The sequence below is a fragment of the Tardiphaga sp. 862_B3_N4_1 genome (assembly GCF_051811085.1).
Taxonomy (GTDB): Bacteria; Pseudomonadota; Alphaproteobacteria; order Rhizobiales; family Xanthobacteraceae; genus Tardiphaga; species Tardiphaga robiniae.
Genome location: NZ_JBPWQB010000001.1, coordinates 2,975,045 through 2,997,365 on the forward strand (window position 1 = coordinate 2,975,045; position 22,321 = coordinate 2,997,365).

Here is a 22,321-nt window from a genome sequence, read left to right on the forward strand (position 1 = left end):
GCTTGTTCTTACTCGGCAGCTTCAGAGGTCGGCCCCGGCAGCTTGGAATTGTGCAGATCGACGTTGAGGCCGAGCGAGCGCATTTCCTTGACCAGCACGTTGAACGATTCCGGAATACCGGCCTCGAACGTGTCGTCGCCGCGCACGATCGCCTCGTAGACCTTGGTACGGCCCGCGACGTCGTCCGACTTCACCGTCAGCATTTCCTGGAGCGTGTACGCCGCGCCATAAGCCTCGAGCGCCCACACTTCCATTTCACCGAAGCGCTGACCGCCGAACTGCGCCTTACCACCCAGCGGCTGCTGCGTGACGAGCGAGTATGGACCGATCGAACGCGCGTGGATCTTGTCGTCCACGAGATGGTGAAGCTTGAGCATGTAGATGTAGCCCACAGTCACCTTGCGATCGAACTGGTCGCCGGTCCGGCCGTCATAGACGGTGGACTGACCGGACGCGTCGAAGCCAGCCATCTTCAACATCTCTTCGATGTCGGCTTCCTTCGCACCGTCGAACACCGGCGTCGCAATCGGCACGCCGGGCTTCAGGTTACGCGCCAGTTCAAGCAGCTCGGTGTCGTTCAGCGACTTGATGACTTCGTCTTCGCCGTAAACCTTCTTCAGGGTGTCGCGCAGCGGCTTCAGATCCTGCTTCTGGTAATAGGCGTCGATAGTCTGACCGATCTTCTTGCCCATGCCTGCGCAGGCCCAGCCAAGATGCGTCTCCAAGATCTGACCGACGTTCATGCGCGACGGCACGCCGAGCGGGTTCAGCACGATGTCCGCATGCGTACCGTCTTCAAGGAACGGCATGTCTTCGATCGGAACGATCTTCGACACCACGCCCTTGTTGCCGTGACGTCCGGCCATCTTGTCGCCGGGCTGAATCTTGCGCTTCACCGCGACGAAGACCTTGACCATCTTCATCACGCCTGGCGGCAGTTCGTCGCCACGCTGCAGCTTCTCGACCTTGTCGAGGAAGCGCTGTTCAAGGCCCTTCTTCGACTCGTCGTACTGCTTCCGCATCGCTTCGATTTCGGTCATCAGCTTGTCGTTCGCGGTGGCGAACATCCACCACTGCGACCGCGGATTTTCGTCGAGCACGGCGCGCGTGATCTTGCCGTCCTTCTTGAAGCCCTTCGGACCGGCGATGCCGACCTTGTTCTCCAGAAGATCAGCCAGACGGCCGTAGACGTTACGATCCAGGATGGCCTGTTCGTCGTCACGGTCCTTGGCAAGACGTTCGATTTCTTCTCGCTCGATCGCCAGAGCACGTTCGTCCTTGTCGACGCCGTGCCGGTTGAACACGCGGACTTCGACGATCGTGCCCTGCACGCCCGGAGGCACGCGGAGCGAGGTGTCGCGAACGTCCGACGCCTTCTCACCGAAGATGGCGCGCAGAAGCTTTTCTTCCGGCGTCATCGGGCTTTCGCCCTTCGGCGTGATCTTGCCGACCAGGATGTCGCCGGCGCGGACTTCAGCGCCGATATAGACGATGCCGGCTTCGTCGAGGTTCTTCAGCGCTTCTTCCGACACGTTCGGAATGTCGCGGGTGATTTCCTCAGGGCCGAGCTTGGTGTCGCGGGCCATGACTTCGAATTCCTCGATGTGGATCGAGGTGAAGACGTCTTCCTTCACGATCCGCTCCGAGAGGAGGATCGAGTCTTCGAAGTTGTAGCCATTCCACGGCATGAACGCGACGAGCACGTTACGGCCGAGTGCGAGTTCACCGAGATCGGTCGACGGACCGTCGGCAATGATGTCGCCCTTGCGAATGACGTCGCCAACCTTCACCAGCGGACGCTGGTTGATACAGGTCGACTGGTTCGAACGCTGGTACTTCATCAGACGATAGATATCGACGCCCGACTTGGTCGGATCGAGATCTTCGGTCGCGCGGATAACCACGCGGGTTGCGTCGATCTGGTCGATGACACCCGAACGGCGGGCAGCGATCGCAGCACCGGAGTCGCGGGCCACGACGGCTTCCATGCCGGTACCGACGAACGGCGCTTCGGCGCGCACCAGAGGCACGGCCTGACGCTGCATGTTCGAGCCCATCAGCGCGCGGTTGGCGTCGTCGTTCTCGAGGAACGGGATCAGCGCCGCAGCGACCGAAACGAGCTGCTTCGGCGACACGTCCATGTAGTCGACCTTGTCGGCCGGCAGCGGCAACACGTCGCCGGCATGACGGCAGATGATCATGTCTTCGGTGAACTTGCCCTTGGCGTCGAGCGACACGTTCGCCTGCGCGACCGAGTAGCGGCCCTCTTCCATCGCGCTGAGGTACACGACCTCATCGGTGACGCGACCGTCCTTGACCTTGCGGTAAGGGGTCTCGACGAAACCGTACTTGTTGACGCGCGCGAAGGTGGCGAGCGAGTTGATCAGACCGATGTTCGGGCCTTCCGGCGTCTCAATCGGACAGATACGGCCATAGTGGGTCGGATGCACGTCGCGGACTTCGAAGCCGGCGCGCTCGCGGGTCAGACCACCGGGGCCAAGCGCCGAAAGACGACGCTTGTGGGTGATTTCCGAGAGCGGGTTGGTCTGGTCCATGAACTGCGACAGCTGCGACGAACCGAAGAACTCGCGCACCGCGGCAGCCGCAGGCTTCGCGTTGATCAGGTCCTGCGGCATCACGGTGTCGATGTCGACGGACGACATACGTTCCTTGATGGCGCGCTCCATGCGCAGCAGGCCGACGCGATACTGATTTTCCATCAGCTCGCCGACCGAACGCACACGGCGGTTGCCGAGATGGTCGATGTCGTCGATTTCGCCCTTGCCGTCGCGCAGATCCACCAGCGTCTTGATGACGGCGAGGATGTCTTCCTTGCGCAGCGTGCGATGAGTGTCCGGCGCGTCGAGTTCGAGGCGCATGTTCATCTTCACGCGGCCCACGGCCGAGAGGTCGTAGCGCTCCGAGTCGAAGAACAGCGACTGGAACATGTTCTGCGCGGATTCGAGCGTCGGCGGCTCGCCCGGACGCATCACGCGATAGATGTCGAACAGCGCGTCTTCACGCGTCAGGTTCTTGTCTGCCGAGAGCGTGTTGCGGATATAGGCACCGATATTGACATGGTCGATGTCGAGCAGCGGGAGTTCCTTGTAGCCCTCCTCGTTCAGCGCCTTCAGCGACTTCTCGGTGATTTCCTCGCCGGCTTCGGCGTAGATTTCACCGGTCTTCACGTTGACGAGGTCCTCGGCGAGATAGTTGCCGACCAACTCTTCGTCGGTCAGACGCAGCGCCTTGAGGCCCTTCTCGGCGAGCTGACGGGCAGCGCGCACGGTGAGCTTCTTGCCGGCTTCGAGCACGACCTTGCCGGTGTCGGCATCGATCAGGTCGTTGACGGTGGAGTAGCCGCGGAAACGGGTGGCGTCGAACGGAACGCGCCAGCCTTCCTTGATCTTCTTGAACTGGATCTTCTTGTAGAACGTCGAGAGGATTTCCTCGCCATCCAGACCCAGCGCGAACATCAGCGACGTCACCGGAATCTTGCGGCGACGGTCGATACGCGCGAACACGATGTCCTTGGCGTCGAACTCGATGTCGAGCCAGGAGCCGCGATACGGGATCACGCGGGCAGCGAACAGCAGCTTGCCCGACGAATGGGTCTTGCCCTTGTCGTGGTCGAAGAACACGCCCGGCGAACGATGCATCTGCGAGACGATGACGCGCTCGGTGCCGTTGACGACGAAGGTGCCGTTCATGGTCATGAGCGGGATATCGCCCATGTAGACGTCCTGCTCCTTGATGTCCTTGACGGACTTGGCGCCGGTTTCTTCATCGATATCGAACACGATCAGGCGCAGCGTCACCTTCAGCGGCGCAGCATAGGTCATGCCGCGCTGGCGGCACTCATCGACGTCATATTTCGGCGGCTCGAATTCGTAGCGCACGAATTCCAGCATCGAGGTGCCCGAGAAATCCGAGATCGGAAACACCGAACGGAAAACAGCCTGCAGACCTTCGTCGAGGCGACCGCCGGTCGGCTCATCGACCATCAGGAACTGGTCGTAGGACGCCTTCTGAACCTCGATGAGGTTCGGCATCTCTGCGACTTCTTTAATATGACCGAAGAACTTGCGAACGCGCTTGCGACCTGTGAACGTCTGCTGACCCATCGTGGCCTCTCATTGCGTCGCCCGAAAGGGGCGAACCTTCCAGAGCGCGACTGCCATCGCCTCCGGGTTGAATTTCCAAGAACGTTCCGAATTCGACACCCAATGTGAGGAACAAAATCCCTCTCCCGAGCATTTGAATCGCAGAACGCAAAACGACGTGCGCGATGCCCGACTGCATCTCGCCCGTCCAAACCGCCTAGCTACGGACCGAAAAGCCCGAAAATTGCCCATCTCCCAACGGCTTAACCGGAAACGTCGCCGTTTCCGCTGTCAGACCGTGTTTTTCGTGCTGCCGTCCCGATATGGGATGGCAATCATGGAGATTCGAGGGTGGTTCCCAGCGCATCCCCACACATTCCTGTGTAGTCCATCGGGTTCCGGCCCAGAGGGCGACCAAATGGCCGCCCCCCAGATGGAACCCATAAAGGGCCTTACTTGAGTTCGACCTTCGCGCCAGCCTTCTCGAGCTGACCCTTGATCTTCTCGGCTTCGTCCTTGGCAACGCCTTCCTTGACGGGCTTCGGAGCGCCTTCGACCAGGTCCTTGGCTTCCTTGAGGCCAAGACCCGTGATCGCACGGACTTCCTTGATGACTTCGATCTTCTTGTCGCCGGCCGAAGCCAGAACGACAGTGAACTCGGTCTTTTCTTCAGCAGCAGCAGCACCGCCGCCACCAGCAGCCGGACCAGCAACTGCAACAGCAGCAGCAGCCGAAACGCCCCACTTTTCTTCGAGCATCTTGGCGAGGTCGGCAGCTTCGAGCACGGTCAGGCTCGAGAGATCGTCAACGATTTTCTGTAGGTCAGCCATTGTCTATTTCCTTAAGCGTATTTGGTTCGAACCAGGGTTTGAATGCGAAGGGCGTCAGGCCGCTTCGCTCTTTGAGGCATAGGCCTGAACAACACGCGCGAGCTTCGCCGCGGGAGCTGTCGAGAGCTGAGCGATCTTGGTCGCCGGCGCCACAAGGAGGCCGAGGATCTTCGCGCGCAGTTCGTCGAGCGAGGGCAGCGCGGCCAAGGCCTTGACGCTGTCGACGTTCAGGACGGTTTTACCCATCGAGCCGCCAAGGATGACGAACTTCTCGTTCGCCTTGGCAAATTCGACGGCAACCTTCGGTGCAGCTACCGGATCGTCCGAAGTGGCGATCACAGTCGGGCCCTTCAACAGGGAACCGATGGCAGCAACATCCGTGCCTTCAAGAGCAATTTTGGCGAGACGGTTCTTCGAGACCTTCACCGAGGCGCCAGCCAGCTTCATCTGCGAACGCAGATTCTGCATCTGAGCAACGGTGAGGCCGGAATAATGGGCGACGACCGCAACGCTGGTGGTCTTGAAGACCCCGTTCAGCGCGTCGACCGCGTCCTTTTTAGCCGCTCTTTCCACAGCAAGCTCTCTCCGGTTGGCGGCCTCTATCGAGATAGGACCGCCGGGTTACACCCACCGTCCCACCTGAACCTGACCTCAAGACCCATGCTCGTTAAAACACATGGCCTAAAGACACGTCGGGCGAGACGATATGATAGCCTGCCCTCCCGAACCGTCCTGGCGAACCAGTATTGGCGCGGGGTGTCGAGGTTCGAACCAAATACGCGTCATGTCGCACAAAACGACATTGGCGAAATCCAGTCTTCACCCGTCTATGCTGGCTGCATCAAGTTTTACGATTAAGCCGTTGATGAAACTTGCGTTTATCTAAGGCGCCAGCAGTCTCGGACAGGATTCAGGATCATCGATAAGCCATCATCCGGCCTATTGGTGACCCCTGCCCGCCTTCCTCAAATCCGCGTCGCGCGTCCCATCCCCGTCGAGCGATCCGTATGGACGGCCTGAAAGGAAAAGTCTCCTGCGATGTGGGTTGTCGGAGTGCGAACACAGACGCGCCAGCTACCAGCCAGCACGCCCGGAAACGGTTGTTTAACGAGTCTTTTTCGTGTTGCCAAGCGCGAAATGCCGATGTGGCATCTTTTCTGCAGGGGGCCGTGATCGCCCCCCAGCCCCGCGCGCTGCATCCGGACAATTCTACACATTTTGGTAAGCCGCTGTCAGTCATCGCGTTGACCGAGCAGTAATCCCGCAATCGGATTAACTCGCGCGCAACCCGTGCTTGCCACCCTGTCCGAAAACAAGTGGCTGCGACCCTCTGCCGTCGCGCCTCATGGAGCGTCAGATGTCCGTTGTTCGCAGTTCCACCCGCGCATTTATGGCGGTAGTTGTTTTCCTTGGGCTGTTCCACGGCGTCATCCTGGTTCTCGGGCTCGCCACATTCCTTGCGGACCAGATGGAGCCGCCCTCCCCCGACCGGGCATTCCAAATATTCGTGTTGCAGGTCGGCACCGACGCAGCACTCATGGTGGCCGGCCACTGGTTGATGCGCTCGCTGCGCTACAGCACCCGCGCCGCATATGGATTGATGGGTGGTGCAGCAGCGGCTCTCGGCTACGGCATCGCGCTGTCGAACAACCTGCTGATCATGCCCCCGCTGGACGGCACGCGCCTGACCGCATCAGTGCTGCCAATTCTGGTCGGCATGGTCGCCGGTGTCATGTACGTGAAACTCGCTGGACGCGAGATGCGGGCCGTGCCGGCGGGTGAAACACCCGACGCGGCGACGGAAGCTCCCGCAACGCCGGCCGTCACTTTCGACGGCCCGGTCCAGGTCCGCACCTCACTCACCGCTGTCGCGATCGCGGCGGCTGTGCCTGCTGCGATTGTCGCCGTGGTCACCATCCCCTTCGTCACGTCGATATTCGGCCACTTCAGCGCCGACGGGAGTCACAGCTTCAACTGGAGCAAGCAGGTCAACGAAATGGCGTTCCCCGCCTATTTCTTCATGCTGACTTTGATGACGACGTCCTTGCCGTCTGCGATCGTCATCGCCATCACCCATGCCATAGCCCGCAGCACGCGACGCACCAGAGGCATTGACTATTCCGGGATTGGCGCAGCCGTCGCGGGTGCAGGCGCCGTGCTGGCGAGCCCATTCATCTCGCTCTGGCTGACCATCCCGATCACCGCCGTCGCCGGAGTGATGATGGGACTGGTCTATCGCTGGTTCGCCGGCATTGAGCCACTGTCGCTGCCGGAAGTTGTTCTAGCGACGGACCGCGCGACGCTGGTCGGTGCAGATGACCCATCACGTCGAACGCGCGCCGTGATCATGAATGGCTGAAGCGCAAACGCCGTGACGCGCCCGCGCTTCAGTTAGACGTTCATGCCAAGCGGAGCTGTCACCCCTTCGGGCAGGCCGCTCCGGCATCGGCCCAGGCCTTGATCAGTTCACCGAACTGCTTCTGGGTACCCGGCGCCGGGGTCCGGTTGCCACCGGGATGCCAGCCCCAGCCGACTAGTTCGTCTTCGGCCATGTGCTTCACAAGTGCGGCCATGTCCTTGCCGCCATTGCGCTCCTTGTCCTTGATCTGGGTGCAGATCTGGCCAAGCGTCTTGCCCTGCCAGGCCATCTCGATGGGCGCCAGCGCCCACTTCGGATTGCCGGGGACGTTGGCGGCATCGAAGTTGTTCTCGTGGTGACAGGTGGCACAAGCGAGACCACCGGCCGCGCCGACACCGCCCTCGCCGCGCACGACCAGCGGGATATGCGGCCGCATGCGGTCGGTCTGGGTCGGGCGTTCGGTGGCCGGATGGCAGTTCATGCAGCGCGGCGACTGGATGACCTTGCCGGCCTCCGTAAACAGCGCCACCGCACGCTCGTTCTTGTTCTTGATCTTGGCGAAGGCCGAGACCGACTGCAGCTTGGTCGGATTGCTGACCGCTGCATCGGCCTCCTGGAAGCTCGGCTCCGCGAATGCGAGGAGACCCGCCGCGAGACCGCCGGCGACCAGCGCCAACATCGAGTTCTTAAACAAGCTCATGCTGAGGCTCCTGGTACGATCGGCAACTGCCGCGGTCTTCCCACTCCGAGTTTCGCCAGCGCGTTGGCAACGGCAGGCCCGAGCGGAGGCACGCCCGGTTCGCCGACGCCCGATGGCTTCTCGGTCGATTTCACGATGACCACTTCGATCTCCGGCATCTCGTTGATGCGCAGCGAACGATAGGTGTCGAAATTGCCTGACACCGGCGCGCCGGCATCCAGCGTCTGTTCCGCATAGAGGATGTGACCGAGGCCGAAGCCGATGCCACCTTCCATCTGCGCGCGGATGATGTCGGGGTTCACGGCGACGCCGCAATCCACCGCGCACCACACCTTGTGCACCTTCGGACCATCGTCGGTCATGGACAGTTCGACGACCTGCGCGACGAAGGTGTTGAAGCTCTCGACCACCGCAACGCCGCGCGCGCGGCCTGCCGGCACCTTGTAGTTCTTCCAGTCGGCGAGTTCGGCGACGGCCTTGAGCGCGCCCGCATGGCGCGGCTTCTTGCTCAGCAACTCGAGCCGGCCTTCGATCGGATCCTTGCCGGCGGCCTCGAGCAGTTCATCGACAAAGGCTTCGACAACATAACCGGTGTGGGTGTGGCCCACCGAGCGCCACCACAACACGGGCACGCCGACATCAACCTGATGCATGTCGCAGCGGAAGTTCTCGACGTCGTACGGGATTTCGTTCGAGCCTTCATAGGACGTCGGGTCCAGGCCGTCCTTGAACATCATGGACTCGAAGAAGGAGCCCTTCATGATCGACTGCGAGACAATGGTGTCGCTCCACGCCTCGATCTTGCCGTCGCGCACCGCACCGCGCATGCGGTGGATGCAATACGGCCGATAATAGCCACCGCGCATATCGTCCTCGCGCGTCCACACCAGCTTGACCGGTTTGCCCGGTCCGATCGCTTTCGCGACTTCGGCGAGCTCGATGGCCTGATGCGTGCTCTGCTGGGCGCGGCGGCCGAAGCTGCCGCCAGCCAGAAGAACGTCGATCTTGACCTTCTCGATCGGCAGCCCGAGCACCTTGGAGATCGCCATATGGTCAGGCGTCGGAAACTGGCAGCCATAGCGCGCATAGGCGGTGTCGCCGTCCCATTTCAGATAGGCGTTGAGCGGCTCCATAGCGGCATGGGCCAGATACGGGAAGACGTATTCAACCTCGATCACGCGGCCACCTTTGGCCATCGACTCTTCGAACTTGCCCTCGGCCTTCACGAGTTTGCCGGCCGTCCTCGACAGCCCGCGGAATTGCTGCAGCAGTTCCGCACTGCCACGCTTCTCCGCCTTGCTGTCGTCCCAGGTGATCTTCAGCGCGTCGCGGCCCATCTTCGCGGGCCAGAAACCCTTGGCGTAGACAGCGACGCCATTCGACACCTGCTTGACGTCGACGACACCAGCCACGGCTTTCGCAGCCGTCGCATCGAAGGACGCGACCTTGCCGCCGAATTTCGGCGAACGCGCCACGACCACCGTGAGCATGTCCGGTTCGTTGATATCGAGCGTGTAGAAGGCCTTGCCATTGGTCTTGTCGGCGCTGTCGAGGCGTTTCACGACGCCTTCCTTGCCGATCAACCTGAACTGCGACGGATCCTTCAGTTTCGGATCAGTCGGCACCGGCATGGCCATCGCCTTGTCGGCGAATTCGCCGAAGCGACCTTCATGGCCAGACGCATGCTTGATCACACCGTTATCGACAGTGATCTCGCCTGCCGGCACCTGCCAAGCGTCGGCCGCAGCCGCAACCAGCATCTGGCGCGCGGCGGCGCCGACCTGTCGCATCTGGATGTAGGAATTGGCGATGGCCGTCGAGCCACCGGTGCCCTGCATGCCGAACGCCAGATTCTTGTAGAGCTGCGGATTCGACGGTGCATGATCGGCACGCATCTGCGCCCAGTCTGCGTCGAGTTCTTCGGCGACCAACGTCGCCATGCCGGTGAACGGCCCCTGCCCGAATTCGATGCCCTTGCACAGCACCGTGACGGTGCTGTCGGGCTTGATGATCAGGAAGGTGTTCGGCGCGATATTGACTGACGGCTTTGCCGCCGCCTGCGCGAACAACTTGTCGGCACGCGCAACGTAAGCGCCGAGCACGAGGCCAGCGCTGCCCTTGAGCAGCGTGCGACGGGAGAGGTTGGTGTCATGAACGGTCATGGCTCAACCCTCCAGAGATTTGGCGGCGCCACGAATGGCGGCGCGGATGCGGACATAGGTGGCGCAGCGGCAGATGTTGCCATTCATCGCCAGATCGATATCGTTGTCGGTGGGGGTCGGATTGACGCTGAGCAGCGCGGTGGCGCTCATCACCTGGCCGGATTGACAGTAGCCACATTGCGGCACGTCAAGCGCGACCCAGGCAGCCTGCACTGCCTTGGCTTCCTTGGAGTCGAGCCCTTCGATGGTGGTGATTTCGCTGGTGCCGATGGCCGAGACGGGCATTGAACACGAGCGGACGGTCTGGCCGTCCACATAGACCGTGCAAGCGCCGCATTGCGCGACCCCGCAGCCATATTTGGTGCCGGTGAGACCGGCCCCGTCCCGAATTGCCCAGAGCAGAGGTGTGTTGGGATCGACGTCGACCTGACGGGCCTGACCGTTGATCTTGAGGGTGAACGCAGCCATCGCTGATGTCCTATGTCGTCGAATGTACGCCTACATTCGAGTTGTTCTAAACAACCGACATCTACATCTGCATTGCGGAATAACCCATTCAATTATTTTTGTACCGGCCGGGAACGAAATCGTTTCAGCAGTATTTAAAGGCGTTTTTGACCTCGTTGCAGGATCGGACATAATTCTCGTAGCATCATGCAAGCGTCAAAATCACCGGTCCTCGGCTTGTCGCGACCAGCGTGTGCTCGAACTGCACCGTGGGTTGGTTGAACGGCGGACGCAGCGTCCAGCCGTCGTCCTGCTGATCCACCCAGTCGGCGCCGAGCGACAGGAACGGCTCGACAGTAAAGACCAGCCCCTCGGTGATCACACGTCTGTCTCGCGCCTCGTACCATGTCGGGATTTCGCCGGGCTCGTCGTGCAGCGATCGTCCGACACCGTGGCTCGCGAGATTGCGTACCAGGCTGTAACCATTGGTGCGGGCGAACTTCTCGATGGAGCGGCCAACTTCGTTCAAACGGCCGCCGGGCTTCACGGCCTTGATGCCGGCCCACATTGCGCGGCGCCCGTCGCGGCAGAGGCGCTCGATGTGCGGCTTTACCGGGGGAACGGCGAAGCTCGCGCCGGTGTCGCCGAAATAGCCGTCGAGCTCCGCCGACACGTCGATATTGATGAGATCACCAGCCTTCACCACGGTGTCGTCCGGAATACCATGCGCACAATCCGGTCCCACCGAAATGCAGGTCGCGCCGGGAAAGTCATAGGCGAGCTCGGGCGCTGAGCGCGCGCCTTCCTTCTCGAGCATGGCGCGGCCGAGGTCATCCAGCTCCCTTGTCGTCATGCCGGGCTCCAGCGCCTTGCCCATCGCGGCTAGCGTGCGTGCCGCTACGCTGCCGATGGCACGCAGCCTGTCGAGCTGGTCTTCGTTCTCGATGGTCATCGGGTCGTTTCCATTTTCAGAATGTCCTATGTGGCTTTCAATGCACGCCGACGCTAGCAATACGCTCTGACCACATAGAAGTCGGTCTTGAGAGAGCTTGTACTGATCTTGCACCCCTCAACTGCCAAAACTTGACGTGCAATCTCCGAACCGATGGCCTCCAGCGAGGGGGCATCGCCGTTGCCGGCATTTGCACTGAAATGAACGATGAACTTGTAAAAGTTGCGCGACTCCAAGCTGTGAAGGACTACAGGCCATTTTCGATTGCCCGGTACGAGCTCACTGAAACGAGTTGAATTCAGGTGGAGAAATAGCTGATCGGCCCAAATGTCTATCCGCGATCCGGCGGAAATAGAGACCATAACACTAGCAACGAATAAAAGACCGCAGGCGAGCCGCCCGACGCTCCATTGCCGACGCACCACAGCGGTAATCAAATCAAAGACAACTACTGCAAACACAACGACAACACAGGCAGTGATCGCCAAGCTTACATAAAAGACGTCGTACGGACGACGAAACGAAAGGTAGTTTTCAAAAAGCTTCATAAAGAAATAGAAGCCCGCGCCAACAAACAGCAACGATCCGCACGCGATCCGCCGGAGAACGTAAGCTCGACTTGACGACATTCCGTACCTTGCTGCCCGAGTGTGATTAAGCCACCTTATGCGGCAGCGCCTTCCCCGCATAAAACGCATCGAGATTGGCGATCACGCAGTCCTGCATGGCCACGTGTGAGTCGAGTGTGTGGCCGCCGATATGGGGGGTCAGGACGACGTTGGGGAATTCGGTCAGTGCATCCGGCGCATGCGGCTCCTTCTCGAACACGTCGAGGCCGGCGCCGGCGATCGTCTTGTCGGCCAGTGCTGCCGCCAGCGCGGCCTGATCGATCACCGAACCGCGCGAGATGTTCACGACGACGCCATTGGCGCCGAGCTTCTTCAGCATCGCGGCATCGATGATGCGGTTGGTATCGGTGCCTGCCCGCACCGCGATCATCAGCACGTCGCACCATTCGACCAGCGCTTCGAGGCTGGGCTCATAGCGATACGGCACATCATGCTTGCTGCGGCTGTGATAGGCGACGTCGCATTCGAACGCCGCGACGCGCGACGCGATCTTGCGGCCGATCTCGCCCATGCCATAAACGCCCACTCTGCGGCCAGGATTGCCGGGCTGCGGCGACATCAGCGGCGACGGCTTTGCCGACGACCAGCCACCCTCGCGCAGATACTGATCCGCAGGCAGCAAGCGCCGCGTCACCGCGAGCATCAGCGTGAGTGCCAGATCGGCGACCGAGGCCGCATTTGCGCCCGGGCTGTTGCCGACCACGATCTTGCGCTCGGCCGCGGCCTTGAAATCGACGCCGTCATAGCCGGTGCCGTAGCAGATGATCGCGCCGAGCGCCGGCATCATGTCCATCACGTCTGCCTTGAGCACCTGACCGCCAGCGGTGATCAGCGCGCGCACGTCTCTCAGTTGGTCAGCGGAAAAGGTCTGCAGCGGTGGCTTGCCTGCAGCGTCTAGAAGATCGAAGTGCTCGCCGATGCGCACCATCTGGGACTTCGGGAAACGCGAATAGATCAGAACCTTCTCGGCCATCGTGACGATCCTTTGGAGGCATTCCTGCCGGGTCTAAAGAGCGGAAGACAAAAGAAAGGGCGGAACCGGTTGCCCGATTCCGCCCTGGTTTCTTGCAAGCCTTGTTCCGGCTTAGCCGAGCACGGTGCCCGTCTCAACCTTGACGCCGGGGCCCATGGTCGAAGACACGGCAACGCGCTGCAGATAGGTGCCCTTGGCGCCAGCCGGCTTCGCCTTGGAGACGGCGTCGACCAGAGCCTTGATGTTTTCGACGAGCTTCTCTTCCGAGAAAGATGCCTTGCCGATACCAGCCTGCACGATGCCGGCCTTCTCGACGCGGAACTCGACCGAACCGCCCTTGGCACCCTTGACTGCGCCGGTGACGTCCATGGTCACGGTGCCGATCTTCGGGTTGGGCATCATGCCGCGCGGACCGAGCACCTTACCAAGGCGACCGACCAGCGGCATCATGTCGGGGGTTGCGATACAGCGATCGAAATCGATCTGACCGGCCTGGACCTTCTCGAACAGGTCTTCTGCACCGACGACGTCTGCACCGGCAGCCTTGGCTTCTTCAGCCTTCGGGCCACGGGCGAACACGCCGACGCGCAGGGTGCGGCCGGTGCCGTTCGGCAGAGTGACGACGCCACGGACCATCTGGTCGGCGTGACGCGGATCGACGCCGAGGTTCAGCGAAATTTCGATGGTCTCATCGAACTTCGACTTGGCGCGTTCCTTGACCATCTTGATGGCCTCGGCGACCGGATAGAGCTTCTCGCGGTCGATACCCTCACGGGCCTTCTTCAAACGTTTTCCAATTGCCATGACCGTTTACCCCGCGACCTCGACACCCATCGAACGGGCAGAGCCCTCAACCATCTTCATGGCCGATTCAATGGTGTCGCAATTCAGATCCTTCATCTTCGCTTCGGCGATCTCGCGCACCTGCGCTTTGGTCACCGCGCCGGCCTTGTCACGACCCGGCAGCTTGGAGCCGGAGGTGAGCTTGGCGGCCTTCTTGATGAAGAAGGACATCGGGGGGGTCTTGAGGGCGAAGGTGAACGAACGATCGGCGTAGATCGTGATCACCACCGGGATTGGGGTGTTCTTTTCTTCCTTCTGCGTCTGCGCGTTGAACGCTTTGCAGAATTCCATGATGTTCAAACCGCGCTGACCAAGCGCGGGACCGATCGGGGGCGAAGGGTTCGCCGCACCGGCCGGCACCTGAAGCTTCAGGTATCCGGTCACTTTCTTTGCCATGTGTCACTCCTGTTGTGCCGGTCATCGACCGGCTGTTTCAGGTTTCGTGGTTCGGTCGATAGCGGTTGGCAACCGCCCTCTTCCTCCCACGGCCTTAGAAACGCGAGGCGAACCTCGCGCTATTGCGATCAGACCTTTTCGACCTGACCGAATTCCAGTTCGACCGGCGTGGCGCGGCCGAAGATCGACACTGCGACCTTCACGCGCGAGCGTGCTTCGTCGATTTCCTCGACGACGCCTGAGAACGACGCGAACGGACCATCGGCCACCTTCACGTTCTCGCCGATCTCGAACGACACCGACGCCTTCGGGCGCTCCACGCCTTCCTGCACCTGGTGCAGAATGCGCATCGCTTCGGCTTCCGAAATCGGCATCGGCTTGTTTTCCGCGCCGAGAAAGCCCGTGACCTTCGGGGTGTTCTTGATCAGATGAAACGCTTCGTCGGTGAGCTGCATCTTCACCAGCACGTAGCCCGGGAAGAACTTGCGCTCGGCGTCCATCTTGCGACCGCGACGTATTTCGGTGACCTTCTCGACCGGAACCAGGATCTGTTCGAACAGGTCTTCCAGGCCACGCTGCTTGGCCTGTTCCTTGATCGACTCCATCACCTTCTTTTCGAAATTCGAATAGGCGTGAACGATGTACCAGCGCATGCTCATAATTCTGTTCCGTCAGTGCATCGTGAGCAAAAAGGCGACGAGGTAGCGGATGACCTGATCCGCCGCAAAAAAGAAGATCGACGACAGCGCCACCATGACGAAAACCATGATGGTCGTGATGGTCGTCTCGCGTCGCGAGGGCCACGTGACCTTGTTGGTCTCGGTGCGCACTTCCTGCAGGAATTTGAACGGGCTGAACGCCATCGTTATGTGATCCGCATCCGTCGTGAGACGATTGAATTGGTTTCAGAATCCGAACAGCCCTCTTGCGCCCAACCCTTTATTCAAGGATGAGCCGCCAAGCGGGCTCGTTCGTTCGGGGATTTGCCGCGTCGGATATCCGGTCACCGGGCCGACAGCGAGTGCAGCTTCCTACTTCGGACCGGACCAAAGGTCAAGGTATCCGGGCCGGACCGGCGGGAACCCTTCCCGCCACCGGATACCAGCTGGATCAGCGCCCGCCCACCCCCGGCGACGGTTTGCCGACCGCCGCACGGACGTGCCGGACGACGTGATCGGCGACGATGGCGTGGCCCTCCGCGGTCGGGTGCACCGCCCCGCTATACATGGCCGCATAGACCGGCTGCAGGATGTCGAACTGGGTAAAGCCCGTTGCATGCACGTTTGCGGTCAGAAACGCATCATTCGGGGTCCGGAACAGGCGCCAGCGGGACGCATAGGGCAGATAGGCCGCCGGGGAATACGGCGTAAACTCCTCCTTGCCGATCCAGCGTCGCGGCATCGCCATCGCCTCGCCGTCCGCCTGCGGCCGCTTCGGATCGCGCGCACAGAGCCCGCGTTTGGCAAATTCGCTCTGGTGATCGGTGATGAGCTGGAAGCCGGTTCCGGCGCCGGTGGCCAGCGCCGGGCAGCCCCCGCCCCGTCCGTTGGTGATGCAGGCGGTCCGGGCGAAGAAATCGTTCAGAAAGCTCACCGTCTCGGCCAGCCGTTCGCGCGACAGCACCAGCTTCTTGTGGACGTCGAGGCCGAGCGTCGGCTGCGCGCCGCACAAGGCTCCTGTCTCGTCGAACTGGATCGGCTCGTAAGCCGTCTGCAACACCTTCGCGGGCGCCACGCCAAAGCCGTCGCGCAAGGCATCGCGGAGCGCCACCATGCGCTCGTCGAGCTGCTCCATGTAAGCGCGCGAAACTTGCGGCGAGAACCGGATCTGCTTGCCGAGCAGGTTCGCGATCGGTGCCAGATCGCCCGCGGACTCGGTCATCGCATAGACCATCAGCGGCGAGAAGCCGACATCGTTGCCCCCGATCGAGAGCAGCAGTGTGTCGATCGGCCGCTTGCGCTCATTCGGCGCACACCAGGATTTTGTCACCGGCATATTGGCGACCTGCACGCTGCCGCTGGCATAGGTCGGCAGATTGTAGGTCGCACGCTGCGTGCGACCCGCGGGGCTTTTGCAGATCAGATCGGCAAGTTGATCGAGCTGCGAGCGCACCATCGCATTGCCGGCGCCCTCACGCGCCTTCTTCTCGAGGAACAGACCTTCGGTCACCTCCGAGCCGGTGCAGGCCAGACTGACCAGCGTGATCGACCGGTGCGGATTTTCCAAACTGAGTTGCAGCCCGACGCGAAACGGATAGCCGTATTGCGAGCGGTGGCAATCGGGACTGAGCCAGCGCGGATTGGCGGCATTGAACGCCTTGTCGAACTGCGCCGATGCGAGTGGGAAATAAAGCTCCTGCTCCTCGTCGGCGAGCTTGCGCCGCGGCAGATTTTTGTAGTCGAAACTTCCCACCGGTGCAGCGGGGGTCAGTTTCTGTAGCGACTTGGCGGTGCTGCGTGTCGCCATCTCCTCGCGCATCAGGGTTGGATCGTAGACCATCTCGCGCACAGCGCTGAATGTCACCGGAACGTCTGGATTGCTCTCGCCCGAGGCAAAGGAATCGCCGAGCGCCACGATGAACAGATCCTCAACGACGACCTGCGGGTCGTTCAACGTTCGACCGTCGGGCAATTTGACCTGGACCGATGCACCGGACAGATTGCGATCGACGGCATAAGGCAGGCGCGTGATCTTGAGCGGCGTCGCGCAGGACTGCGTTGTGGTCTCGGTCCTGCTGCCCGGCCGCCGCGGCGTCCAGCTCCAGACGCAATCATACGCGCCGGCTTCGGCAATGCGCTCGGGCGACAGCCGGATCAGCACAGTATGCGCATCCGGCAGTACGTAATCTTCCTTGGCCGTGCCCCACGAATAACGCCGGTCGCAACTCGCGAGATAGCGGCCCTGCCGGCTGTCGTAGCAGACGGCGTCGACGGTCTGCGACGCCCAGCCGAGACGCGAGCGATCGTAGCGCGCCCGCGCGGTGTCGGCGCAACTGGTCGGGCTGGTCATGTCGCGGCAATCGGGATCGTTCAGCCGCCGCTCGGTGCGCCACACCACATCGGCGGGCGGCAGCAGCAATTCATTGCGCGCAGCGGGATAGCCGCGCTCATACATCGCGAAGGATGCGGCATTCTTGAAGAAGCGAAATGGACTTTCCACCTGCCAGAGCAGATCGGCGGCATGAGCGCCATGACTCAATGACAAATGTCCAAAGGACGACACCAGCAACGTCGTGGCCCCCACGACGAACGTCACAAGTAATTTCATTCTCGACTTCCGGCTGAATTCCCAACGGGTGTGTCGCGCGCGCGGCAAGCCAGGTTCATCGCCGCGACCGCACGCCGCAGGGACGCAGCGCAACGCAAACGCGGGGAGCAGCACAATCGCGCATGATTGGCAAAGCCGATGTCGGACATGGCCATCCGCCTATTGAGCAAATTGCCCCGCGGATGGTCAGATTCCATTAACCCCGCGGCCAGACTAAAACGCGAGAAGCTACCCAGATACTCCAGTAAGTGGATGTATTAGCAGACCTAAATGCTTTGATCGGCAGATTGCTTGTTTGATCGGCAATGCGACGGGCATCAGCGAATGACCAGCATCACCACCCTGTCCGAGGGAACCGACGCCTCCACGAGGGACCTCCGCAAGGATTCGGCATTGCGGATCGCGCGGCGCCGGACCGCCTATATCGCGCAGGCGTCGAGCTATCTGATCGATGCTGCGATCCTGCTGCTCTACGCCATGATCGGCGTGACCACCGTGGCGACGGGGGTCGTGTATCTGGCCATCAGGCTCACTGTGGTCGGCATTGCTGCCTATCTCTCGGAGATCCAGGTCAACGACCGTTTCAAGGACCCCTACCTCACGGTCCCTCTCTCCATCGTCAGCATCATCGTCCAGATCGGCGCGATCTATCTCGTGCCGCAGATCGGCTTCTACTTCATCTCCATCATTTTCGTCGTGCTCGGCTTCGCTGCACTCCGCATGAGTGCGCGCCAGACCGGTATCGTCTGGTCCACTGCAACGCTGGGCCTCGCACTGCTTTTTCTGATGACCGACAAGCCGATCGGCATTCCCATGGCCACCGCGACCGAGCGCGCTCTGGCGCTGGCCTGTTTCGTCAGCGCGCTTGGCCGCTGTGCCAGCGCCGGCCTCTACGGCAGCTCGATGCGCGAACTGCTGTATCGTCGCAGCAACGACCTCGCGGCTGCCAATGCGCGGATCGAGGAACTGGCGCAACTCGACGAACTCACCGGCGCATTGAACCGGCGCTACATCATGAAGTGCCTGAACGACGAGATCGCCAAGGCCCAGCGCAACGCCACAACCTGCTGCATCGCGATCATCGATCTCGATCACTTCAAGAAGATCAATGATCACTTCGGACATCCGGTGGGCGATGAAGTGCTGCGCGCCTTCGCCATCTCGGTCTTTGCCAATATCCGCACCATCGACCGGTTCGGCCGTCAGGGCGGCGAGGAGTTTCTGCTGATCCTGCCGGACACCGATATTGATCTTGCGGTCCAGACGCTGGATCGATTGCGCAGCCTGATCACGGAACTGAACTGGTCAGCGATTGCGCAGGATCTGACTCTGACGATATCCGCCGGGATCAGCGCCATCAGGCCCAACGATACGCCGGAAGACATTTTGGCGCGCGCCGACCTTGCGCTCTACAGAGCCAAGGATACCGGCCGTGATCGCGTGGTGGCAGCGCCGCAGAAGCGGCAGTTCAGCTGACTGGGCAGCAGAAACCCCGCCTGAAAAGCACGCTCAGGTTAAAATATATCGATATTTCAAAGGCTTAAAATGGCAGGGGCGGTAGGGCTCGAACCTACGACAACCGGTTTTGGAGACCGGTACTCTACCAACTGAGCTACACCCCTACAGGAAAACGGCGCACCGTCATTTCCGCGCCGTTTGAAGCATATGCGACGCCTGATTTGCAAGAGGCGAAGCGAACACCACCCCTTAAACCCGATTATTTTGCGGCATCTGCCGGCAACCGTTTGGCTGGCATCGCGCATTCACGATTCAGGCCAGTACCGGGGGCGTTTTCAAAGACGCAACGTGTCGGCGGGTTGCCGCAGACCTTATCGAGATTTTTGAAACCGACGCATTTTTGGTCTGGCCCTCGATAGCCGGGACCGCCCTTGCACCCGCAGCCCTCACAAGCGGGGCGTTCGGGGCATGCCGCGTGGCCAACGGACATCGGCCACGCGGATAATACCGTGAATGCGAGCACAGAAACGAGCGCTCGCAGCTACATTACTCGATGATGCTAGCGACGACGCCTGCACCGACGGTGCGGCCGCCTTCACGGATGGCGAAGCGCAGCTTTTCTTCCATCGCGATCGGCACGATCAGGTGCACTTCCATGGCGATGTTGTCGCCCGGCATCACCATTTCGGTGCCTTCCGGCAGATGCACCACACCGGTCACGTCGGTGGTGCGGAAGTAGAACTGCGGACGGTAGTTGGTGAAGAACGGCGTGTGACGGCCACCCTCTTCCTTGGTGAGGATGTAAGCCTCGGCCTTGAACTTGGTGTGCGGCTTCACCGAACCCGGCTTGCACAGCACCTGGCCGCGCTCGACGTCTTCACGCTTGGTGCCGCGCAGCAGCGCGCCGATGTTGTCGCCGGCCTGGCCCTGATCGAGCAGCTTGCGGAACATTTCAACGCCGGTGCAGATCGTCTTCTGCGTGGCGCGGATGCCGACGATTTCGATTTCCTCGCCGACCTTGACGATGCCGCGCTCGACGCGGCCGGTCACGACCGTACCACGGCCCGAGATCGAGAACACGTCTTCCACTGGCATCAGGAACGGCTGGTCAACCGGACGCTCCGGCTGCGGGATGTAGCTGTCGACATTCTTCATCAGTTCGAGAATGGCGTCGTGACCGAGCTTCTGGTCCGAGTTTTCGAGAGCGGCCAGCGCCGAACCCTTGATGATCGGAATGTCATCGCCCGGGAAGTCGTACTTCGAGAGCAGTTCGCGGACTTCCATTTCCACGAGCTCGAGCAGTTCCGGATCATCGACCATGTCGCACTTGTTCAGGAACACGACCAGCGCGGGCACGCCGACCTGGCGCGCCAGCAGGATGTGCTCGCGGGTCTGCGGCATCGGGCCGTCGGCGGCCGACACGACCAGGATGCCACCGTCCATCTGCGCGGCGCCGGTGATCATGTTCTTCACATAGTCGGCGTGGCCGGGGCAGTCGACGTGGGCGTAGTGCCGGTTGGCGGTCTCGTATTCGACGTGCGCGGTCGAAATGGTGATGCCGCGGGCCTTTTCCTCGGGCGCCTTGTCGATCTGGTCGTAAGCGGTGAACGTGGCACCGCCCGTCTCTGCCAGCACCTTCGTGATCGCCGCCGTCAGCGACGTCTTGCCGTGGTCAACGTGACCGATCGTACCAATATTGCAGTGCGGCTTGTTACGTTCAAATTTTGCTTTGGCCATAGATCCACCTGTTAAGCCACGCCCGTGCGCAGCACCAAACCGGCGGCTGGTTACAAGGGAAAACGGCCCTGTTCAAGCCCGAACTTCTGGGCCAAGCTCGTCCAACCATGCCGGCGAGCCCCCTATGTAAGTCGGCAAATGACAAGATCAATCAAAGCACTATCGGGAGCCCCCATGAACGCCCAAACTGCCGCAAAACACGCCATTTCCCTCGAGACCCCCGAGCTGCCGCAGGCCCGGCCGGAAACGCTGGGATTGTCATCAAACCGTCTTCAAATCATGTCGGACGCGTTCAAGCGCGAGATCGACAAAGGCACCACGCCGGGCGTTACCATGCTGGTCTCCCGCCGCGGCCAGATCGGCTATTTCGAGGCCTTCGGCAAGCAGACCCCGGACGGCTCCGCGGCCATGACGCGCGACAGCCTGTTTCGCATCTTCTCGATGACCAAGCCGATCGTCTCGCTCGGCATCATGCAGCTGGTCGAGAACGGCCACATCCTGCTCAACGATCCGCTCGCCAAATACATCCCCGCATTCGCCGACACCAAGGTCGGCGTCGAGCGCAACGGCGCGCTCGAACTGGCGCTGCCGCTGCGCCCGATCACCATCCAGGACCTGCTGCGCCACACCTCGGGCATCTCCTATGAGATCACCGGCAACGGCATGGTGCAGCGGATGTACCAGAAGTCGAACCTGCGCAATCGCGACATCACCAATGAGGAGCACGCGACAATCGTCGCCGGCCTGCCGCTGATCTGCCAGCCCGGCAGCGAGTGGAATTACAGCCGCTCCACCGATATTCTCGGCCGCGTCATCGAAGTCGTGTCCGGGAAGTCGCTTAGCAACTATCTCACCGAGAATATTCTTGCACCGCTGCAGATGGCGGAGACCGGCTTCCACACCGCGGCATCCAACAAGGATCGCATCGCGCACCCCTTCCCCACCGATCCCTGGACCGGCGAGAAAGTCGCGCTGTTCGATCCGCTCGAGATTCCGAAGATGGAATCCGGCGGCGGCGGTCTGGTGTCAAAGACGATGGACTATGCGCGCTTCTGCCGGATGCTGCTGAACGGCGGCACGCTCGACGGCGTCAGAGTGATCGGCAGCCGCACACTGCACCTGATGGCGTCCAATCACCTCAACCCCAGCGTGAAGCTGGAAACACATCTCGTGCCGCCCGGCCATGGCTTCGGCCTCGGCTTCGCGGTGCGCACCGACGATGGGCTGGCACCTTACGCAGGATCAAAAGGGCAATTCTTCTGGAGCGGCGTCGCCGGCACGTTCTTCTGGATCGATCCGCAGGAAGAACTGTTCGCAGTGTTCATGTCGCAGGGGCCGGGGCAGCGGGAATATTTCAGGACGCTGATCCGGAGTTTGGTCTACGCCGCGGTGGAGTGACGACGAAGTCGTCATTCCGGGGCGCGGCCGGCGCAAGCCGGACGCGAACCCGGAATCCCGACATCGC

At 61.4% G+C, this 22,321-nt stretch carries 18 protein-coding genes and 1 tRNA gene; 3 read left to right on the plus strand and 16 right to left on the minus strand.

Going from position 1 to position 22,321, the window contains the following annotated elements:
- Positions 1 to 8 precede the first annotated feature (8 nt).
- The 3 genes from rpoB to rplJ form a co-directional block, all read right to left on the minus strand.
- Positions 9 to 4,124 carry a DNA-directed RNA polymerase subunit beta gene (gene rpoB / locus AB8B02_RS14150; protein WP_120286934.1) on the minus strand — a complete coding sequence of 1,372 codons (4,116 nt, stop codon included), beginning with the start codon at positions 4,122 to 4,124 and terminating at the stop codon, positions 9 to 11.
- A gap of 431 nt (positions 4,125 to 4,555) precedes the next feature.
- Positions 4,556 to 4,933, minus strand: a complete 378-nt coding sequence (rplL, locus tag AB8B02_RS14155; RefSeq protein ID WP_089268274.1) for a 50S ribosomal protein L7/L12 — start codon at positions 4,931 to 4,933, stop codon at positions 4,556 to 4,558.
- Positions 4,934 to 4,987: 54 nt separating this feature from the next.
- The gene (rplJ, locus tag AB8B02_RS14160) at positions 4,988 to 5,506 is read right to left on the minus strand and encodes a 50S ribosomal protein L10 (RefSeq protein ID WP_089268275.1); all 519 of its coding nucleotides are present in this window, start codon (positions 5,504 to 5,506) and stop codon (positions 4,988 to 4,990) included.
- A gap of 784 nt (positions 5,507 to 6,290) precedes the next feature.
- Between rplJ and AB8B02_RS14165 the strand changes: the two genes are divergently transcribed.
- Positions 6,291 to 7,292 (plus strand): hypothetical protein, encoded by a 1,002-nt coding sequence (locus AB8B02_RS14165; protein WP_141137218.1) that lies wholly within the window; start codon positions 6,291 to 6,293, stop codon positions 7,290 to 7,292.
- A gap of 58 nt (positions 7,293 to 7,350) precedes the next feature.
- Here the strand turns inward: AB8B02_RS14165 and AB8B02_RS14170 are convergent, their stop codons facing one another.
- The 11 genes from AB8B02_RS14170 to AB8B02_RS14220 form a co-directional block, all read right to left on the minus strand.
- On the minus strand, positions 7,351 to 7,992 hold the full coding sequence (locus AB8B02_RS14170; RefSeq protein WP_068731517.1) for an Isoquinoline 1-oxidoreductase subunit: 642 nt from the start codon (positions 7,990 to 7,992) through the stop codon (positions 7,351 to 7,353).
- Positions 7,989 to 10,154 (minus strand): molybdopterin cofactor-binding domain-containing protein, encoded by a 2,166-nt coding sequence (locus tag AB8B02_RS14175; RefSeq protein ID WP_439064219.1) that lies wholly within the window; start codon positions 10,152 to 10,154, stop codon positions 7,989 to 7,991. The genes AB8B02_RS14170 and AB8B02_RS14175 overlap by 4 nt, the downstream gene beginning before the upstream one ends.
- Positions 10,155 to 10,157: 3 nt before the next feature.
- Positions 10,158 to 10,622: a (2Fe-2S)-binding protein gene (locus AB8B02_RS14180; RefSeq protein WP_439064220.1), complete on the minus strand. Its 465-nt coding sequence runs from the start codon at positions 10,620 to 10,622 to the stop codon at positions 10,158 to 10,160.
- 184 nt (positions 10,623 to 10,806) lie between these two features.
- On the minus strand, positions 10,807 to 11,553 hold the full coding sequence (gene map / locus AB8B02_RS14185; protein WP_439064221.1) for a type I methionyl aminopeptidase: 747 nt from the start codon (positions 11,551 to 11,553) through the stop codon (positions 10,807 to 10,809).
- 53 nt (positions 11,554 to 11,606) lie between these two features.
- Positions 11,607 to 12,134, minus strand: a complete 528-nt coding sequence (locus tag AB8B02_RS14190; RefSeq protein WP_439064222.1) for a hypothetical protein — start codon at positions 12,132 to 12,134, stop codon at positions 11,607 to 11,609.
- Between the two features lie 73 nt (positions 12,135 to 12,207).
- The gene (locus AB8B02_RS14195; RefSeq protein WP_439064223.1) at positions 12,208 to 13,155 is read right to left on the minus strand and encodes a 2-hydroxyacid dehydrogenase; all 948 of its coding nucleotides are present in this window, start codon (positions 13,153 to 13,155) and stop codon (positions 12,208 to 12,210) included.
- A gap of 111 nt (positions 13,156 to 13,266) precedes the next feature.
- Entirely contained in the window at positions 13,267 to 13,959 is a 693-nt protein-coding gene (rplA, locus tag AB8B02_RS14200) for a 50S ribosomal protein L1 (protein WP_089268281.1), read from the minus strand.
- 6 nt (positions 13,960 to 13,965) lie between these two features.
- Entirely contained in the window at positions 13,966 to 14,394 is a 429-nt protein-coding gene (gene rplK, locus AB8B02_RS14205) for a 50S ribosomal protein L11 (RefSeq protein ID WP_068731528.1), read from the minus strand.
- 128 nt (positions 14,395 to 14,522) lie between these two features.
- Positions 14,523 to 15,053, minus strand: coding sequence for a transcription termination/antitermination protein NusG (gene nusG, locus AB8B02_RS14210; protein ID WP_068731530.1), 531 nt, complete (start codon positions 15,051 to 15,053; stop codon positions 14,523 to 14,525).
- Between the two features lie 12 nt (positions 15,054 to 15,065).
- Positions 15,066 to 15,257 carry a preprotein translocase subunit SecE gene (gene secE, locus AB8B02_RS14215; RefSeq protein WP_068731532.1) on the minus strand — a complete coding sequence of 64 codons (192 nt, stop codon included), beginning with the start codon at positions 15,255 to 15,257 and terminating at the stop codon, positions 15,066 to 15,068.
- A gap of 247 nt (positions 15,258 to 15,504) precedes the next feature.
- Positions 15,505 to 17,661, minus strand: a complete 2,157-nt coding sequence (locus AB8B02_RS14220; RefSeq protein WP_439064224.1) for a hypothetical protein — start codon at positions 17,659 to 17,661, stop codon at positions 15,505 to 15,507.
- Between the two features lie 324 nt (positions 17,662 to 17,985).
- Here AB8B02_RS14220 and AB8B02_RS14225 point away from each other — a divergent pair, with 324 nt between their 5' ends.
- The gene (locus AB8B02_RS14225; RefSeq protein ID WP_439064225.1) at positions 17,986 to 19,137 is read left to right on the plus strand and encodes a GGDEF domain-containing protein; all 1,152 of its coding nucleotides are present in this window, start codon (positions 17,986 to 17,988) and stop codon (positions 19,135 to 19,137) included.
- 70 nt (positions 19,138 to 19,207) lie between these two features.
- Here AB8B02_RS14225 and AB8B02_RS14230 read toward each other — a convergent pair.
- Positions 19,208 to 19,283 (minus strand) — tRNA-Trp (locus AB8B02_RS14230).
- A gap of 382 nt (positions 19,284 to 19,665) precedes the next feature.
- Positions 19,666 to 20,856 carry an elongation factor Tu gene (gene tuf, locus AB8B02_RS14235; protein ID WP_184517871.1) on the minus strand — a complete coding sequence of 397 codons (1,191 nt, stop codon included), beginning with the start codon at positions 20,854 to 20,856 and terminating at the stop codon, positions 19,666 to 19,668.
- A gap of 174 nt (positions 20,857 to 21,030) precedes the next feature.
- Between tuf and AB8B02_RS14240 the strand changes: the two genes are divergently transcribed.
- Entirely contained in the window at positions 21,031 to 22,254 is a 1,224-nt protein-coding gene (locus AB8B02_RS14240) for a serine hydrolase domain-containing protein (protein WP_439064226.1), read from the plus strand.
- Positions 22,255 to 22,321 lie beyond the last annotated feature (67 nt).

Coding starts and splice junctions, on each gene's coding strand:
- AB8B02_RS14180 (WP_439064220.1), bottom strand. CDS start 10,622: ATGGCTGCGTTCACCCTCAAGATCAACGGTCAGGCCCGTCAGGTCGAC.
- AB8B02_RS14195 (WP_439064223.1), bottom strand. CDS start 13,155: ATGGCCGAGAAGGTTCTGATCTATTCGCGTTTCCCGAAGTCCCAGATG.
- AB8B02_RS14165 (WP_141137218.1), top strand. CDS start 6,291: ATGTCCGTTGTTCGCAGTTCCACCCGCGCATTTATGGCGGTAGTTGTT.
- tuf (WP_184517871.1), bottom strand. CDS start 20,856: ATGGCCAAAGCAAAATTTGAACGTAACAAGCCGCACTGCAATATTGGT.
- AB8B02_RS14170 (WP_068731517.1), bottom strand. CDS start 7,992: ATGAGCTTGTTTAAGAACTCGATGTTGGCGCTGGTCGCCGGCGGTCTC.
- AB8B02_RS14175 (WP_439064219.1), bottom strand. CDS start 10,154: ATGACCGTTCATGACACCAACCTCTCCCGTCGCACGCTGCTCAAGGGC.
- rplL (WP_089268274.1), bottom strand. CDS start 4,933: ATGGCTGACCTACAGAAAATCGTTGACGATCTCTCGAGCCTGACCGTG.
- secE (WP_068731532.1), bottom strand. CDS start 15,257: ATGGCGTTCAGCCCGTTCAAATTCCTGCAGGAAGTGCGCACCGAGACC.
- AB8B02_RS14220 (WP_439064224.1), bottom strand. CDS start 17,661: ATGAAATTACTTGTGACGTTCGTCGTGGGGGCCACGACGTTGCTGGTG.
- AB8B02_RS14240 (WP_439064226.1), top strand. CDS start 21,031: ATGAACGCCCAAACTGCCGCAAAACACGCCATTTCCCTCGAGACCCCC.
- AB8B02_RS14225 (WP_439064225.1), top strand. CDS start 17,986: ATGACCAGCATCACCACCCTGTCCGAGGGAACCGACGCCTCCACGAGG.
- rplK (WP_068731528.1), bottom strand. CDS start 14,394: ATGGCAAAGAAAGTGACCGGATACCTGAAGCTTCAGGTGCCGGCCGGT.
- nusG (WP_068731530.1), bottom strand. CDS start 15,053: ATGAGCATGCGCTGGTACATCGTTCACGCCTATTCGAATTTCGAAAAG.
- rpoB (WP_120286934.1), bottom strand. CDS start 4,124: ATGGGTCAGCAGACGTTCACAGGTCGCAAGCGCGTTCGCAAGTTCTTC.
- map (WP_439064221.1), bottom strand. CDS start 11,553: ATGACCATCGAGAACGAAGACCAGCTCGACAGGCTGCGTGCCATCGGC.
- rplA (WP_089268281.1), bottom strand. CDS start 13,959: ATGGCAATTGGAAAACGTTTGAAGAAGGCCCGTGAGGGTATCGACCGC.